The following is a 16347-nucleotide window of genomic DNA, read 5'->3' on the forward strand; positions in this document are numbered from 1 at the left end:
GAACGGTAGTGCGGCCTATGACCCACGCGCACCGTATGGCCCGCTACAAGGCCGCCAGTGAGTACTACGCCCTTGCTCGGGAGTATCAGGCCAAGCACGAGGCAGAACGGGCCGGTTAGCCGCGTCCTACTATGGGTGCTTTCCACGGGAGGCACTCATGGCGAAATACATAGGCAAGAACGACGGCAGGAGCGGCGAAGAGATAGCCCGGGATATGGTCCGGAAACTTGAGGAGACATTGGCCCGAGGCAAGTCAGAGGCGGAGATAGGTCCGCCTAGGCCTTTGGAAAGGGAGCGAGCCGAGGCCGGAGCACGGTGGGATAAGGAAATGTCCTTGATAGCTGACCGCCTAGCGGATATGGCCGCTCTCCAACGTATTCAAGACATATTTATGTCCGATGTTAAACGCCGAATAAGGAGATTATTAGAGTATGGGCAGAAAGAGTAGAAGCGACCGCATTAGCGAGGTACTGAGAAATAATCCCTCCCTTAACCGGGAGGACCCGCGTATTGGAGAGTTACTCGCATCCGAGGACCTATTACGCAGAGCGCAACGAGCAGCATCTAAGGCCCCCATTACGGTAACGACCGCGAACGGCGGGACTAAGCGTAGCCCGGAGTATGTGGCAGTAGATAGGCTTGAAAATACCCTCCGCCGCCTCCGTAACGAGCTTGGACAGGATAGGCTCTCGATTAAGCGTAGCGAGGCCGCAGGTATCAAGATTAAGCGTAGCCCGAGAGCGCAACATATTCTAGACCACTGCGCCCATGATTACCCGGACCACGCAGACTTAATGCCCGGGAGCGCCGCACTATGGGCTGCCTACGGAATTGTGGCCGAGGACTTGCCCGAGGAGTACCAAGAGCAATTCCGTAATGACCTTGCGGAGTATGCGGACGAAATACAGCCAATCCGGGACCGCCTCCGCCAACACGGCATGCTGTAACGCGTGGTGCTAAAGAGTGCACGTTTTGCCCGATAGTTTTAGAGGGCGATTCCTTATGCAATAAGGGTTTCCGGCCGATTTAAGGCGTTAAAAAGTTTTATTTTAGCTTTTGTCGTTAAAACAACTGAGGCCAGTCGGTGTCACGTCGAAATTGCCTAACATTTGAGCGTACCCCCGGTATTTACCTCAATCTCGGCTACCAGAATGCTGAAAATCTGCGGCAAAACCGCATTTTTGAAAAGCCCAAACCCTTATGGGGTAAGGCTCTCCAGCATTCCGCCTAATATATACAACGCGTTCCTCACGGAGGTACCCACGAGGCTACATGACCTACAATCTAGACCACGTAATTGCGGAGGCGGCAGCTAATGCAATTGACCCGGATAGAATCAATTATCCTCACCTGTTCAAGGAATACCGATTCACACAGGAGGAGATAGATAAGCATCAAGCGAGATTTAAGCCGCAAGCTACGGTAGTTGAGCACTCTTACCAGTATCTTGGTACCCTAGCTAAGAAACAGCCTAAGGTAATCAAGCTAGAGGAGCCTAAGTATCTACCTTGGTCAGGTAGGATTAAGGTTGTTCCAAGGTCTAGGCTCAAGCAGGCCGGTTGGAATAGTAATAAGCGGGCCGAGCGATCTACAGTTACTTACCTTGAGCCGGATACTTGGCTAGATGAAACTACAGGCGAGTTGATTACCAAGGCCTCTGCACGTAGAGACAACATACGCATTCCCTTAGCTAAATCCATATCGGCCCGAATGCTGGACACACTCCAACGCATTAAGCAGTGTGCGCCTAGCGAGCGGGATTTTGTTACCTATGTTCTAAAGATGCGGAATAATCGAGGCGGTCTAGTGGTTGACCTTAAAACCGCTATCGAACTTTGGATAAATCAGGCCTACACCGATACTCGCAGTAGGGACAAGGCTAGATTGCGTAACAGGTTGGCCGCAATTCTCGATAAGCGGCGCATCATGGTAAATAGTCAGACCTTGGCTAGCGACCTACAGGTTTTAGGTAATCCCTCCAAGCAGGAGATTATCGAAGAATCGGCCCGGGTTTATGACGTTCTTAAGCCTCGGGCCAAGCCGGGTATGGGTGCGGTGTAATCACATATCGGACGGTGTTTTCTTAATGAGATTATTGGCGGCCTTCGATGAAAGGGACACATTCCGAAAGTCGAAAATCTGTCCATTAATAACGTGGTGGGAGTGTACATAAGCCACGGTGTCTCCGCTTTGCATATCCCACCGCTTAGTCCAAAGTGTGCCACCTTCTACGGTAACCGGCCATTGTGTTTTGTTGGGTTGGCCGTATTGCTCCGCTAGTTGATTGGGGACGATAGTATCGATGATTGCACCTTGAGTAATATCGCTAGAAGGAATATCTAGGGAGATAACCATTAGGGCTAATTTATCGTCAAAGAATACGGCCACTGTATCAGCTTTGGCGTTTGCGTAAGTTGCTAATGCGCTCCTGCATTCGCGGCCCGAGTAGATGCGACTATCTGAGCAGACGAACCCTTGGTTAGGGTGTTGTTTTATAAACTCGCCCTCCGATACGCCGAACTTTGTTCCCTTGTACGTTAGTATGCTGCCGCTCGCGTTCGCGGTGGTGGCAAGTAAGAAGCAGCTAGCGGATAACGCTAGATTCCGGATAAAGACTCGCATATTTCTAATTTTTCCTTTTAAGTGCAGTTAATCCATATACCGTGTATTTATTCATAGCCTCTACGAGCGGGGCCAGTGGATAGAGCAGGCCGCCGTAGCCTCCCGAGGCCGTGTTATCCGTGTGGCCTTGGATTGCGTCCGCAAGCTCCTTGCTAATCCCAAGTTGGCGGCATACGTCCTTGAACGTGTGGCGGAACGAGTGAAACACCATATTGGACGCGGACGGCTCACAGTATCGCCGCAAGTAATCCCGGTGCCACCACTTAGACCATATCGTTGATTCGAGGCCGGTCGGGTCTTTACGGAGCAGCGGGAATATCCGGGAGCCGATCTGTTGCTGGCAGTACTCCACAAACCCTAGTTGGATTAGCTCCGGGTGGATAGGGATACGGCGTATACTTCCCGCGTTCTTAACGCCTAGCCCCTCGTCCTCGTCCTCGGTAATCTGAAGCACCCACGCCTTACCCGCGTTACCGCTAGAGTCCCGGTATTGCTCCTCGAATATGTCGGCGGGGCGCAGTTGGCAAAGCTCCTCAATGCGCGCGCCTGTGTAGAGGCCGAGCAGCGGTAACCAGTATTGCGCCTCGCCCGCGCCCTGCGGCGCACGGAACCCCTCTGCATATATCTTGGACGAGAACAGGCGGTTAAGCGTAGCCAGATCGAACGGCGGGCGGCTAGCCTTAGCGGACGCCTTGCTCTTGTCGGTAACCGTAACTCCGTCTGCCGCGTTGTGCTCTATCCAAGCTCGGCCCATTGCGAACTTAAGCAGGGTGGAGAGTTGAGAGAGGGACGCCCGCGTTGTTATCTTGCTGTGTCCCCCCGCTACGAGTTTGTCCTTGAACGCCACTACGTCCGCTTTCTTAATCTGCGGTACGGGAATGTCCCCAACGAGGGAGCGGAACCGCTCGGCGGCCCGGGAGTACGCGGACGCGGTGCGCGTGTCGGGTTTGCGCTCCTCCTGCCAGAGGCCTACGAGAGTCCGTAGCGTGCGGTCCTCCGTTTCGGTCACAGCGGGGCGAGGAGCGGCGGGCGTGGGGTAAGATGCCCGAGCGGTTACGGTGGGCGTGTGGGCGGGCGTGAGGCCTAGAGCCTCCCGGGACATACCGAGGCGTGCGGCTATCTTATCGGCGAGTCTGTCGGCGATAGCGTCCTCCTCCTCCTCTTGGAGTGCGTTCTCCTCGTGGTCTCCCCACTCCTCGGGCAGCATGCTTTCTAGACTGGCGGGGTTGATTTTGGACGGTGCGCTAGCTTGCTTGAGCTTGGCCCGGACTTGGGCGAACTCCACGTTAAGGGCGTCGTCCGCAGCGGTGCATAGGACGACAGCAATTTGGCGGTCCTTGGTCCCGAGAGCCTTAACAATCTCCCCGCGCTTGTAGTGCGCAACGAGATCTTGAGGCACTCTCCGCCGTAGGTAGTACGCGGCACCGCGCCGAATTGGTTTGCTCATATGTGTTGAATTCTCACTGCTACACACGGACTATTGACATGGACTGTGTACCCCTCGGAGGCCCACCAGTGGCGGGACTCAAGCCAGTAAAGGGAGTTTAGACCATTGTTGTCTGTGTATCAATTTTTGGGTAGAATTCTCTCACATCGCAATGCTTCGCCGGGCAATCTCGCGGCGTTCGCAAGGTTCGTCCCGGGCGTTCGCCGGGGTCATTCGAACGCGTCCCCCATTCACATCGCGCCAAGAGGCACATGACGGCACATGACGACTCGCACGACGATCCGCTCATCCCGCGCCTTGCTCGGATTCATTGCCTGCGCGCTGGCCGGATCGATCGCATCGGTGGCGAGCCCGGCTTACGCCGTCCACGCGATCGCGCAATACGGCGAGCCGAAGTATCCGGCCGGCTTCACGCACTTCGATTACGTCAATCCCGACGCGCCGCGCGACGGCACGCTCGTGCTCGCCAACCCGAACCGCCTCACGAGCTTCGACAAGTTCAATCCGTTCACGCTGCGCGGCAATCCGGCGCCGGGTCTTTCACTGATGTTCGAGAGCCTGACCACGGGCAGCTCCGATGAAGTATCGACCGCTTACGGCCTGCTCGCCGACGATATCGCCGTCGCCCCCGACGGCATGTCCACCACGTTCCACATCAATCCGAAAGCGCGCTTCTCGAACGGCGATCCGGTCACGGCCGAAGACGTGAAGTTCTCGTTCGAAACGCTGAAGAGCCCGAAGGCCGCGCCGCAGTTTTCGGTGTATTTCGGGCAGATCGCGCGCGCGGTGGTCGTCGATCCGCTCACGATCCGCTTCGAGTTCAAGATCGCCACGCGCGAGATGCCGCTGCTCGCGGGCGGCATTCCCGTGTTCTCGCGCAAATGGGGGATGAAGCCGGACGGCACGCGCATCGACTTCGACAAGATCGCGTTTCAGAAGCCTATTGGCAGCGGGCCGTATCTCATCGACCGGTACGACAACGGCCGCACGATCTCGTACCGGCGCAATCCGGATTACTGGGGCGCGGCGCTGCCGGTGCGCATCGGCATGTTCAACTTCGCGCATATCGACTACAAGCTGTACGGCGATCCCACCGCGCGGCTCGAAGCGTTCAAGGCGGGCGAGTACGACGTGCTCGTCGAATACGTCGCGCGAAGCTGGGTGAGACGCGACATCGGCAAGCGTTTCGACAGCGGCGAGCTCATCAAGCGCGAGTTTCCGCAGCACAACGGCACGGGCATGCAGGGCTTCTTCATGAACACGCGGCGGCCGCTTTTCAAGGATGTGCGCGTGCGCCAGGCGCTCGATCTCGCGCTCGATTTCGAATGGCTCAACCGGCAGTTGTTCTTCAATCAGTACAAGCGTATCGACAGTTTCTTCGTCAACACCGATTTGCAGGCCAAAGGCAAGCCGGGCGAAGGCGAACTCGCGATACTCGACCCGCTGAAAAAGCAGCTCGATCCGTCCGTGTTCGGCGAGATGCCGCGCCAGCCGGACACCGATCCGCCCGGTTCGTTGCGCGCCAATCTGATCAAGGCGCGTGAGTTGCTGGCGCAGGCGGGCTGGACCTACCGCGACGGCGCGCTGCGCAACGCGAAAGGCGAGCCCTTCGTGTTCGAGATCCTCGACGACACCGGCGGCGGCGCGTCGATGGAGCCGGTCGCGGCCGCCTTCGGGCGTAATCTGCAAAAGCTCGGCATCACGATGAACTTCCGCACGGTCGATTACGCGCTGATCCAGAAGCGTCTCGATGCCTTCGACTTCGACATGACGAGCGTGCGCATGCCCGACGTGCAGGTGCCCGGCACCGAGCAGGTGTCGCGCTTTGGCAGCAAGTCGGCGGACGAGCAGGGCTCGGACAATCTCGCGGGCGTGAAGTCGCCGGCCGTCGATGCGATCCTGCAAAAGGTGATTTCCGCGCAGACGCGCGAGCAGCTCGTCGACGCGACGCACGCGCTCGATCGCGTGCTGATGCACGGTTACTATGTGGTGCCGCACTGGTTCTCGGCGACGCATCGCGTGGCGTATCGCAATACGCTCGGCTTTCCGTCCACGTTGCCGCTCTATTACGGCGCCGAGGAGTGGGTGATATCGACGTGGTGGGCGAAGCCCGCGCACGCCGCGAAGTGACGAGGACCGCGCGCCATGTGGAGCTACATCCTTAAACGCATTCTGTTGATGATCCCGACGCTCATCGGCGTGCTCACGCTCACGTTCGTCGTGATCCAGTTCGTGCCGGGCGGTCCGGTCGAACAGGCTGTGCACGATCTGCGCCGCGGCCAGACCGAAGGCGGTGGCGGCGGCTTTGGCTTGCGCACGCATACCGGCGTGGACGCGCAGCAGGTCGAGCAGCTCAAGAAGCTCTACGGCTTCGACAAGCCGCCGCTCGAACGCTACGTCTCGATGCTCGGCAAGTTCGCGCGCTTCGATCTCGGCGAGAGCTACTTCAGGCATCAGAGCGTGTGGTCGCTGATCGTGTCGAAGCTGCCGGTGTCGATCAGCATCGGCTTGTGGACGTTCTTCATCACGTATCTGATATCGGTGCCGCTCGGCATCGCGAAGGCGGTCAAGAACGGCTCGAAGTTCGATGTCGCGACGAGTCTCGTCGTGCTCGTCGGCTTTGCGATTCCGGGCTTCGTGCTGGGCGTGCTGCTGCTGGTGCTGTTCGGCGGCGGCACGTTCTGGCAACTGTTCCCGCTGCGCAACCTCACCTCCGACAACTGGGCGACGCTCTCGCTCGGCGGCAAGATACTCGATTATCTGTGGCACATCACGTTGCCGGTGGTGGCGTCGGTGGTGGGCAGCTTCGCCATCGTCACGATGCTCACGAAGAACGCGTTTCTCGACGAAATCCGCAAGCAATACGTGCTGACCGCGCGGGCGAAAGGCCTCTCCGAACGGCGCGTGCTCTGGAAGCATGTGTTTCGCAATGCGCTCCTGCCGCTGATCGTCGGCTTTCCGGCGGCGTTCATCGGCGCGTTTTTCACGGGCAGCCTGCTGATCGAAACATTGTTCTCGCTCGATGGGCTCGGGCTGCTCTCGTATGAATCCGTCGTGCGGCGCGACTATCCCGTCGTGCTCGGCACGCTTTATCTCTTCACGCTGATCGGCCTCGCGACGAAGCTCATCTCGGACCTCTGTTACGTCTGGGTCGATCCGCGCATCCAATTCGAACAACTGGAGCGCTGATTTGAATCGAGCCGCTTCATCGGAATCGTCACGGCGCGCCGCCAACGGCAGCGACGCGCAACCGTTGCGCGCGGAAGCGTCGGTCTCGCCCGGACGGCGCGTGTGGCTGCGCTTCAAGCGAAACAGGCTCGGCTACTGGAGCCTGATCGTGTTCGTCGCGGCGTTCGTCATCAGCCTCGCGGGACCGCTCTGGTCGAACGACAAGCCGCTCGTCGTGCGCTATCAGGGCCACTTTTATTTTCCGCTCGTGAAGACCTACGCGGAGACGACGTTCGGCGGCGACTTTCCGACGCCCGCCGATTATCTCGATCCGTTCGTGCGCGACCGCTTCGGCGCGCCGGGCAACTTCGCCATTTATCCGCCGAATCACTACTACTACGACACGCTCAACTATTTTTCGAAAGGCTCGAATCCCGCGCCGCCTTCGCGCGAAAACTGGCTCGGCACCGACGATCGCGGCCGCGACGTGTTCGCGCGGCTCGTCTACGGCTTTCGCGTGTCGGTGCTGTTCGCGCTCGTGCTGACGGCGATCGGCACCGTGCTCGGCGTCGTCGCGGGCGCGGTGCAGGGCTATTTCGGCGGCAGGATCGATATCACGGGACAGCGGCTGATCGAAATATGGAGCGCGTTGCCGGAGCTGTATCTGCTCATCATCTTCGCTTCGATCTTCGAGCCGAGTCTTATCCTGCTGATCATCCTGCTGTCGCTGTTCGGCTGGATCGGCCTGTCGGATTACGTGCGCGCGGAGTTTCTGCGCAATCGCACGCAGGACTACGTGCGTGCGGCGCGAGCGATGGGCCTCTCAAACTGGCAGATCATTTCGCGGCACGTGCTGCCCAATAGCCTGACGCCGGTCATCACGTTTCTGCCGTTTCGCATGAGCGGGGCGATTCTCGCGCTGACGAGCCTCGATTTTCTCGGCCTGGGCGTGCCGTCGCCGACGCCGTCGCTCGGCGAGTTGCTCGCGCAGGGCAAGGCGAATCTCGACGCATGGTGGATTTCGCTCTCGACCTTCGGCGTACTCGTCGCGACATTGCTTCTGCTCACGTTCATGGGCGATGCGTTGCGCAACGCGCTCGACACGCGCATCGCCGACGCGGTGAAAGCGGGAGGCGGGCAATGAACGAGCCGCTGCTTTCGATTCAAGACCTGCGCGTGCGCTTCGGCGATACGCTCGCGGTCGATGGCGCCAATCTCGAAATCCGCGCAGGCGAGCGCGTGGCGCTCGTCGGCGAATCGGGCTCGGGCAAGAGCGTGACGGCGCTGTCGATCCTGCGCCTGACTGGCGATGCCGAAGTGACCGGCTCGATCCGCTTCGCCGGCGACGAACTGCTGTCGAAGAGCGAGCACGCGATGCGCGGCCTGCGCGGCTCCGATATCGCGATGATCTTCCAGGAGCCGATGACCGCGCTCAATCCGCTCTACACCGTCGGCGACCAGATCGGCGAGACGATCCAGCTGCACGACGGCGCGAGCCCGCGCGAGGCGCGGCAACGGGCGATCGCGCTGCTCGCGCGCACCGGCATCACGGAGCCCGAACGGCGCGTGGACAGCTATCCGCATCAGCTATCGGGCGGGCAGCGCCAGCGCGTGATGATCGCGATGGCGCTCGCGTGCCGTCCGCGCCTCTTGCTCGCCGACGAGCCCACCACGGCGCTCGACGTGACGATCCGCGCGCAGATCGTCGAACTGCTTCTGGAACTGCAACGCGACGAAGCGGAAAAGCGCGGCATGGCCGTGCTGCTCATCACGCACGATCTGAATCTCGTGCGGCGCTTCGCCGAGCGCGTCGCGGTGATGGAAAAGGGCGTGCTCGTCGAAAGCGGCACGGTGGAGGCGATTTTCACGTCGCCGCAGCATCCCTATACGCAGCGCCTGCTCGCCAGCAAGCCGAAGCGCGCGGTGCTGCCGGTGCTGCCGATCGCGCCCGTCCTGCTCGACGCGAAGGACGTGTCCGTCGAATACCCGACGCGACTGCGCGGGCTCGAAGGCTGGTTCCGGCGCGGCCGCTTCAGGGCCGTCGACGACGTGTCGCTGACGGTGCGCCAGGGCGAAACGCTCGGCATCGTCGGGGAATCGGGCTCGGGGAAATCCACGCTCGCGATGGCGCTGCTCGGCCTGCAACGCATCTCGAACGGCAGCGTGCAGTTTCAGGGCCGCGCGCTCGGCGAATTTCGCGGCCGCGAAAAAACCGTGCTGCGCTCGAATCTGCAAGTGGTGTTTCAGGACCCGTTCAGTTCGCTCTCGCCGCGTCAGACGGTCGAGCGGATCGTCGGAGAAGGGCTCGCGCTGCATCGCCCGGAGCTGGACGCGGCCGCGCGGCGCGCGAAGGTGATCGCCGTGCTGCGCGAAGTCGGCATGGAACGCTCGGCGCTCGAGCGCTATCCGCACGAATTTTCGGGCGGGCAGCGGCAGCGCATCGCGATCGCACGCGCGCTGGTCCTGGAGCCGAGCATCCTGATCCTCGACGAGCCCACCAGCGCGCTCGATGTTTCCATTCAGACTCAAGTACTTGCGCTGCTCGCCGACATTCAGAAGAAACACAATCTCGGCTACGTTTTCATCAGCCATGATCTGCAGGTGATCGGTGCGATGGCGCACCGTGTTGCGGTCATGCGAAATGGAGTTGTCGTCGAATCCGGGGATGCGGAGAAAATTTTTTCGAACCCTTCCGACGAATACACAAGAAAGCTTCTGAAAGCAGCGTTGGTTTCCTAAAAATCTTTCTTTTTAATCAATTGGGTAGGTATCTCAATTGTATTTTTCTATTTCTTTTGACAGTTAAATAATTTGTGGCTAGTATCCCTCCAAACTTTCACGTATCTTCCTGATTTAGCAGCCTTTAATTGTAAAACCTACCGACCGATGCAGCCACTAACGATGACTCAGACATGCGCGCGCGCCGCCGCGGGCATGTTAATCGGCCTCCTGATGACAACAGCTTCCGGCGCGTTCGCCGACGAAGTCAGCAGTAGTAGCCAAAATGCCCGCAATGGCATTTTTTCCTCCAGCAAGTCCACCGACGCAGCAAGCGCAGATGCCGCCAGCAATCCGGGCGGCGCGAAGTCGTTTCTGTCGGGCGTCGCGAGCAAGGCGGGCGACGTCGTCGTCGGCGCGCTCAACATGATCGGTGTGCGCTATCGCTGGGGCGGCAACACGCCGGATTCCGGCCTCGATTGCAGCGGCTTCGTGCGCTACGTGTTTCAGGACACGCTCGGCATGACCCTGCCGCGTCGCGCCGAGGAAATGAGCCGGGTCGGCGAGAAAGTGACCGTCGCCGATCTCAAACCGGGCGACCTCGTGTTCTTCAACACAATGCGCCGCTCGTTCTCGCACGTCGGCATCTATATTGGCGACAACAAGTTCGTGCATTCGCCGTCCACCGGCAGCACGATCCGTGTCGACGACATGGAAGACGGCTACTGGGAAAAGCGCTTCCAGGGCGCGCGCCGTATCGATAACGCGCAAGTCGGCGACGGTTCGGAACTGCGTCAGCGCGTCAGCGCTTCGATCGGCGGTTACTGACCGGTCCTGCCAGCTTGAAGAAAAGCCTGCCTCCTTCGGGACGCAGGCTTTTTTTTCGCGCCCGCCCGAAGCGGGCGATGCGTCAATCGGCGCGATCGGAAAGCCTCATTGCACGCGCCTGCAAAAGCCGTTATAGTTTTTGAATGAACTTTCTGCCGTTCCCCTTCTCGCTGTTCCCGGCTGGTGCGTTCGCTGTTTCGACGGCGCGCGCGCTATCGCTACTAGCGCGCCTACCGCGCTGATTCTTCTCGCCTCCCGTCTGCTCGTCCATTCAGGTTTTCGACGCCAGCGGTGGCGCGAACACCCGAATTCCCTTTTGCCTTATCGTTATTTCGATCCCGAAATTTCCAACAATCGATAAATCTCCCCACAGGAGCCCAACATGGCAGCAGACAAGTTGATCATCTTCGACACGACCTTGCGCGATGGCGAGCAGTCCCCCGGCGCGTCGATGACGAAGGAAGAGAAGATCCGCATCGCGAAGCAACTGGAGCGCATGAAGGTCGATGTCATCGAAGCGGGCTTCGCCGCCAGTTCGAACGGTGACTTCGACGCGATCAACACGATCGCGTCGCTCGTGAAAGACAGCACGGTCTGCTCGCTCGCCCGCGCGAACGACAAGGACATCCAGCGCGCCGCGGACGCACTTAAGCCCGCGAATCAGTTCCGGATTCATACGTTCATCGCCACGTCCGCGCTGCACATGGAAAAAAAGCTGCGCATGACGCCGGAACAGGTCTACGAGCAGGCCAAACTCGCGGTGCGTTTCGCGCGCAAGTTCACCGATGACGTCGAGTTTTCGCCGGAAGACGGCAGCCGCTCGGATATCGATTTCCTCTGCCGCGTGCTCGAAGGCGTGATCAACGAAGGCGCGCGCACGATCAACATCACCGATACGGTCGGCTACGGCATTCCCGAACACTACGGCAATCTCGTGAAGACGCTGCGCGAGCGCGTGCCCAATTCCGACAAGGCGATCTGGTCCGTGCACTGCCACGACGACCTCGGCCTGGCGGTCGCGAATTCGCTCGCGGGCGTGCAGATCGGCGGCGCGCGCCAGGTGGAATGCACGATCAACGGTCTGGGCGAGCGCGCGGGCAATACCTCGCTCGAAGAGATCGTGATGGCCGTGAAGACGCGCAAGGATTACTTCGGCCTCGATGTCGGCATCGACACGACGCAGATCGTGCCGACGTCCAAGCTCGTCTCGCAGATCACCGGTTTCGTCGTCCAGCCGAACAAAGCAGTGGTCGGTGCGAACGCGTTCGCGCACGCGTCGGGCATCCATCAGGACGGCGTGCTCAAGGCGCGCGACACCTACGAAATCATGCGCGCGGAAGACGTGGGCTGGAGCGCGAACAAGATCGTGCTCGGCAAGCTCTCCGGCCGCAATGCGTTCAAGCAGCGCCTCGAAGAACTGGGCGTGACGCTCGAATCCGAAGCCGACGTGAACGCCGCGTTCGCGCGCTTCAAGGATCTCGCCGACCGCAAAGCCGAAATCTTCGATGAAGACATCATGCAGATCGTCTCCGAGGAATCCGCCGAGGCGCAGGCGAAAGAGCACTTCCGCTTCGTATCGATGAAGCAGCACTCCGAAACCGGCGAACAGCCGCAGGCGAAAGTCGTGTTCGCGGTGGAAGGCGCCGAGGTCACGGGCGAGGCGCGCGGCAACGGCCCGGTCGATGCGACGCTGCACGCGATCGAATCGAAGGTCGAAAGCGGCGCGGAACTCGTGCTGTACTCGGTCAACGCGATCACCACCGGCACGCAGGCGCAGGGCGAAGTGACGGTGCGTCTGTCGAAGAGCGGGCGCATCGTGAACGGCGTCGGCACCGATCCGGACATCGTGGCGGCGTCCGCCAAGGCGTATATCGCCGCGTTGAACAAGCTGCACTCGAAGGTCGAGAAGCTCAATCCGCAGCTTTGATTTTTTCGCTTCGAACGCAAGAAAGCCCTCGCGAGAGGGCTTCAGACTGCTGACCAACCCCACGTTTTCTCAACGTGGGGTTTTCTTTTTCACCCGAAGGCGATTTGAGGGCTCACCGGATCGAAGCACCCCCGTGACGCTCGGAATTGCCTCCTCGGCGGTGTGTGGCGCGCTTCGCAGTGGCTTAGACGACGTAAAAGCCGCCGCAGGCGGGCCAGCAACAGGGCAATCTTTTTGATGTTTTGCGCCGCAGCCGCCAGCAGGCACTGCTCGGCGAGTTTGCGCAGCCCTCGCATGCGCGCGTAGCGATGCCCATGCAACTGCTTGGCATCGGCGAAGCTGCGCTCCACCGTCTCCTTGCGACGCGCGTAGATGCGTCGGCCCCATTCGCTCAGCCGCCGCGCATCCACGCGCTCCTTGGCGCGCTCCCAGACATGGCGCACCACGAGTTTCACCGCGTTGGCGCTTTGCGTGCAGCGCTCGCGTACCGGGCAACGCTCGCAGATCGCACGATCGGACTTGTATTGCCGATAGCCCTGCCGGTTGGTCGTACTGTACGACAGCGCGTGGCCTTGCGGACACACGTATTCGTCGCGATACGCGTCGTACCGATACTCGCGCTTATAAAACCTGCCCGGCTTGTGATTGGGCGTGCGATACCCCATCACCCCGGCCACGCCGCGCTGCTCCAGACCCTGGCAAATCGCCGGCGTGAAGTAGCCCGCGTCCAGCCCCACCGCCTGCACCTCGAACCCGAAGCGCGCGCGCTGGCGATCCAGCCGCGCCAGATACGGCTGGCTGTCATGCACTGAGGCAGGCGTGACGTGCGTGTCGGTGATGATCGCGTGTTTGGCGTCCACCGTACGATGATCCAGATAGAAGAAGCCCTTGGGCTTGTCGTCGCGCACCATGTAGCCGCTTTCGGGATCGGTGCGGCTAACCTTGATGTCCTTGCCGGGCCCCGGCGTGTCATCGTCGTCGCGCTTGAGCGGCTTCTTGTCGTGCGCGGCGCGGTCCGCGTCGATGGCCGCATCCAGCTCGGCCAGATAGGCCGACGGCGTTTGCTCCACGCGCACCACATCGAACTTGTTCTTGTTGGCGTTGGCCTTCAGATGCGTGCTGTCGCTGTAGAGCACGCGGCCATCGACCATGCCGTGACCGATCGCCTGACGCACGATCTCGTCGAAGATCTCCTGATACACGCTCGTATCGGTGAAGCGCCGCCGACGATTCTGCGAGAAGGTCGACGCATCGGGCACCTTATCGGTGAGGCGAAAGCGCGCGAACCAGCGATAGGCGACGTTGACCTGCACTTCGCGCATCAACTGGCGCTCGCTGCGCACGCCAAACAGGTAGCCGATGAACAGCAGTTTGAACAGCACCACCGGATCGAGCGCCGGACGGCCGTTGTCGGCGCAGTAAAGATGCGCCACCTTCTCGCGGATGAACTCGAAATCCACCGCTGCATCGATCTTGCGCAACAAGTGGTCCTTGGGCACGAGTTCCTCGAGCGTGACCATCTCGAGTTCGTGCTGGGTAGGCGTCGGTTTCTTGAGCATGACGCTCATTTAACGACAAAGCCCCGGCAAGAGCCAGGGCTTTGTCAGCAGTCTGAAGCCCTCGCGAGAGGGCTTTTTTCATGGCGCGGCGCTCAGAAGAGATTGCGCCTGTCCGGGTCGTGCAGCGGGTCGGGCGTCTTCTGCGTCATGCGCAAAATGCCCTGATCGTCGAAGTAGAAGTTGTACATCAGATACCAGATGTTGGCTTCCATATAACGATAGGTCCAGACTTCGCGCTTCATCAGCGGAAAGTACGACGTCTCCACCGGCCGGCCGAAATTCACGAGTACGTCGGCTCGCGTCCAGGTGCCGATCTGCGCTTTGTAGAACTCGTTTTCGTCGAGTACCTGCCGCACGCTCACGATTTTGCCGGATGCGTCGATATCGGCAGCGGTGGTGAATTCGCCGAGCGGCTGCGTCGGCCACATCAGGCGCTTGCCGCCGTTGGGCAGATCGTAGACTTCGCGCGGCGGGCCCAGGCGGGTCGTGATCGCCGATGCATCCGCGCCGGTCTGGTAGTTTTGCCACGGCTGCGCGCAGGCCGAGAGCAGCAGGGCGGCGCCCGCGACCGCGAGTGCGCCGCGCAGGCGATGGAATGTGTGCAGCATGGCAGCCTCCACGTGCTGATTCGTTCGTTGTTTGTGGTGATTTTGACATGCGCGCGCGACAAAACATTCTCCACGGCGTCGCGGCATTCGAGCGGAAGTGTCGGCAATGCCGGGCTTGCGCGGTGAGCGCCGCGCGGCCTATGATCCGCGCTTTCAGCGGATCGGCGAAAACCCATGAAGAATGAAACCGGCGGGCGTGTGATGCAATGGCTGCGCATCCTGACGGCGACGTGCGTCGCTTTGTCGTGCGCGGCGCAGGCGGCCGATCTGCCGCCCGTCAAGCTCGCACTGATCGAAGGCATGTCCGGGCCGTTCGCGAACGCGGGCGCGATGGTCGAGCGCAATCTGCGCTTCGGCGTCGAGCGCGTGAACGCGAACGGCGGCGTGAAGCTCGCCGACGGCATGCATCCGCTGCAACTCGTCGTGTTCGACGGCAAGGGCAGCAGCGAGGCGACGCTCGTGCAGTTGCGCGCGGCAATCGACGACAAAATCGGTTTCGTCATGCAGGGCAACAGTTCGGCGGTGGCGGCGGCGCTCGTCGGGGCGATCGACAAGCAGAACGCGCGCGAACCCGAGCGGCGCGTGCTGTTCCTGAACTATTCCGCGGACGATCCCGCGCTCACCAACGACGCCTGCAGCTTCTGGCATTTCCGCTTCGACGCCCACGCCGGCATGCGCATGGACGCGCTCGCCGACGCGCTCAAGGACGATCGCGCGGTGAAGAAGGTTTATCTGCTGAATCAGGATTACAGCTTCGGCCACGATGTGAGCCGCGAAGCGCAGCGTGCGCTCAAGGAGCGGCGGCCGGATGTCGCGATCGCCGGCGATGAGTTTCATCCGATCGGGCGCGTCAAGGACTTTGCGCCGTACATCGCGAAGATCCGCACGAGCGGAGCGGATGCGGTCATCACCGGAAACTGGGGCAACGATCTGACGCTGCTCGTGAAAGCGGCGCGCGAGCAGGGGCTCGACACCAAGTTCTACACGTTTTACGGCAATGGGCTCGGCGCGCCGGCGGCGCTCGGCGACGCGGGCGTGAAGCGCGTGATCGCGGTCGCGGACTGGCATCCGAATGCGGGCGGGGCGGCATCGGACGCGTACTATCGGGCGTTTCGCGCGCGCTATCCCGCCGCGGCCGACGACTACCTCGTGGCGCGCATGCCGCTGATGATCGACATGCTCGCCTCGGCGATGACGCGCGCCGGCAGTGCGGACCCGCTCGCGGTGGCGCGTGCGCTCGAAGGCATGAAATTCGATGGCGAAAACTTCCATGCGATGACGATGCGCGCCGAGGATCACCAGGTGATGCAGCCCCTTTATGTCTTGGAAATGGACAAGGCGGGCACGAAGGGCGTGGGCTTCGACAACGAAGGCTCCGGCTACGGCTTTCGCACGTTACTGGCCGTTTCCGCCGACAAGACCGTCCCGCCGACGACCTGCAAGATGACGCGCCCCGCGCGTTAGTCCGGA

13 protein-coding genes are annotated in these 16347 nt (G+C 60.8%); 9 read left to right on the forward strand and 4 right to left on the reverse strand.

Annotated elements, in window-relative coordinates; translation table 11 throughout:
- Positions 1–157: 157 nt before the first annotated feature.
- Entirely contained in the window at positions 158–448 is a 291-nt protein-coding gene (locus tag LY284_RS03025; RefSeq protein WP_233384497.1) for a hypothetical protein, read from the forward strand.
- An 824-nt stretch (positions 449–1272) separates the two neighbouring features.
- Positions 1273–2061 (forward strand): hypothetical protein, encoded by a 789-nt coding sequence (locus LY284_RS03030; RefSeq protein ID WP_233384499.1) that lies wholly within the window; start codon positions 1273–1275, stop codon positions 2059–2061.
- On the opposite strand, the gene LY284_RS03035 is transcribed toward LY284_RS03030, so the two are convergent.
- Complete coding sequence (locus LY284_RS03035) at positions 2062–2622, reverse strand: hypothetical protein (protein ID WP_233384501.1); 561 nt, start codon at positions 2620–2622, stop codon at positions 2062–2064.
- Positions 2623–2626: 4 nt separating this feature from the next.
- Complete coding sequence (locus tag LY284_RS03040) at positions 2627–4069, reverse strand: site-specific integrase (RefSeq protein WP_233384509.1); 1443 nt, start codon at positions 4067–4069, stop codon at positions 2627–2629.
- 261 nt (positions 4070–4330) lie between these two features.
- Between LY284_RS03040 and LY284_RS03045 the strand changes: the two genes are divergently transcribed.
- The 6 genes from LY284_RS03045 (at position 4331) to LY284_RS03070 (ending at position 12710) form a co-directional block, all read left to right on the forward strand.
- Positions 4331–6199, forward strand: a complete 1869-nt coding sequence (locus LY284_RS03045; protein ID WP_041730503.1) for an extracellular solute-binding protein — start codon at positions 4331–4333, stop codon at positions 6197–6199.
- A 15-nt stretch (positions 6200–6214) separates the two neighbouring features.
- Positions 6215–7258 (forward strand): microcin C ABC transporter permease YejB, encoded by a 1044-nt coding sequence (locus tag LY284_RS03050; protein ID WP_014191774.1) that lies wholly within the window; start codon positions 6215–6217, stop codon positions 7256–7258.
- A 1-nt stretch (position 7259) separates the two neighbouring features.
- Positions 7260–8381 (forward strand): ABC transporter permease, encoded by a 1122-nt coding sequence (locus tag LY284_RS03055; RefSeq protein ID WP_014191773.1) that lies wholly within the window; start codon positions 7260–7262, stop codon positions 8379–8381.
- Positions 8378–9976, forward strand: a complete 1599-nt coding sequence (locus LY284_RS03060) for an ABC transporter ATP-binding protein (RefSeq protein ID WP_014191772.1) — start codon at positions 8378–8380, stop codon at positions 9974–9976. The genes LY284_RS03055 and LY284_RS03060 overlap by 4 nt, the downstream gene beginning before the upstream one ends.
- Before the next feature lie 147 nt (positions 9977–10123).
- Positions 10124–10783 (forward strand): C40 family peptidase, encoded by a 660-nt coding sequence (locus tag LY284_RS03065; protein ID WP_014191771.1) that lies wholly within the window; start codon positions 10124–10126, stop codon positions 10781–10783.
- Between the two features lie 382 nt (positions 10784–11165).
- Complete coding sequence (locus LY284_RS03070) at positions 11166–12710, forward strand: 2-isopropylmalate synthase (RefSeq protein WP_014191770.1); 1545 nt, start codon at positions 11166–11168, stop codon at positions 12708–12710.
- Positions 12711–12799: 89 nt separating this feature from the next.
- Here LY284_RS03070 and LY284_RS03075 read toward each other — a convergent pair whose 3' ends face one another.
- Together LY284_RS03075 and LY284_RS03080 are read right to left on the reverse strand one after the other, a co-directional pair.
- Positions 12800–14269, reverse strand: a complete 1470-nt coding sequence (locus tag LY284_RS03075; RefSeq protein WP_014191769.1) for an IS1182 family transposase — start codon at positions 14267–14269, stop codon at positions 12800–12802.
- Positions 14270–14361: 92 nt separating this feature from the next.
- Entirely contained in the window at positions 14362–14877 is a 516-nt protein-coding gene (locus LY284_RS03080) for a hypothetical protein (RefSeq protein WP_014191768.1), read from the reverse strand.
- Positions 14878–15051: 174 nt separating this feature from the next.
- Here LY284_RS03080 and LY284_RS03085 point away from each other — a divergent pair, with 174 nt between their 5' ends.
- Positions 15052–16341 (forward strand): branched-chain amino acid ABC transporter substrate-binding protein, encoded by a 1290-nt coding sequence (locus LY284_RS03085; RefSeq protein WP_014191767.1) that lies wholly within the window; start codon positions 15052–15054, stop codon positions 16339–16341.
- Positions 16342–16347 lie beyond the last annotated feature (6 nt).

It is taken from the genome of Caballeronia sp. PC1 (assembly GCF_021353155.1).
Taxonomy (GTDB): domain Bacteria; phylum Pseudomonadota; class Gammaproteobacteria; order Burkholderiales; family Burkholderiaceae; genus Caballeronia; species Caballeronia cordobensis.

What these genes read in the sequence shown, in the direction of transcription:
- LY284_RS03025 (WP_233384497.1), top strand. Translation starts at nt 158, where the DNA reads ATGGCGAAATACATAGGCAAGAACGACGGCAGGAGCGGCGAAGAGATA.
- LY284_RS03030 (WP_233384499.1), top strand. Translation starts at nt 1,273, where the DNA reads ATGACCTACAATCTAGACCACGTAATTGCGGAGGCGGCAGCTAATGCA.
- LY284_RS03035 (WP_233384501.1), bottom strand. Translation starts at nt 2,622, where the DNA reads ATGCGAGTCTTTATCCGGAATCTAGCGTTATCCGCTAGCTGCTTCTTA.
- LY284_RS03040 (WP_233384509.1), bottom strand. Translation starts at nt 4,069, where the DNA reads ATGAGCAAACCAATTCGGCGCGGTGCCGCGTACTACCTACGGCGGAGA.
- LY284_RS03045 (WP_041730503.1), top strand. Translation starts at nt 4,331, where the DNA reads ATGACGACTCGCACGACGATCCGCTCATCCCGCGCCTTGCTCGGATTC.
- LY284_RS03050 (WP_014191774.1), top strand. Translation starts at nt 6,215, where the DNA reads ATGTGGAGCTACATCCTTAAACGCATTCTGTTGATGATCCCGACGCTC.
- LY284_RS03060 (WP_014191772.1), top strand. Translation starts at nt 8,378, where the DNA reads ATGAACGAGCCGCTGCTTTCGATTCAAGACCTGCGCGTGCGCTTCGGC.
- LY284_RS03065 (WP_014191771.1), top strand. Translation starts at nt 10,124, where the DNA reads ATGCAGCCACTAACGATGACTCAGACATGCGCGCGCGCCGCCGCGGGC.
- LY284_RS03070 (WP_014191770.1), top strand. Translation starts at nt 11,166, where the DNA reads ATGGCAGCAGACAAGTTGATCATCTTCGACACGACCTTGCGCGATGGC.
- LY284_RS03075 (WP_014191769.1), bottom strand. Translation starts at nt 14,269, where the DNA reads ATGCTCAAGAAACCGACGCCTACCCAGCACGAACTCGAGATGGTCACG.
- LY284_RS03080 (WP_014191768.1), bottom strand. Translation starts at nt 14,877, where the DNA reads ATGCTGCACACATTCCATCGCCTGCGCGGCGCACTCGCGGTCGCGGGC.
- LY284_RS03085 (WP_014191767.1), top strand. Translation starts at nt 15,052, where the DNA reads ATGAAGAATGAAACCGGCGGGCGTGTGATGCAATGGCTGCGCATCCTG.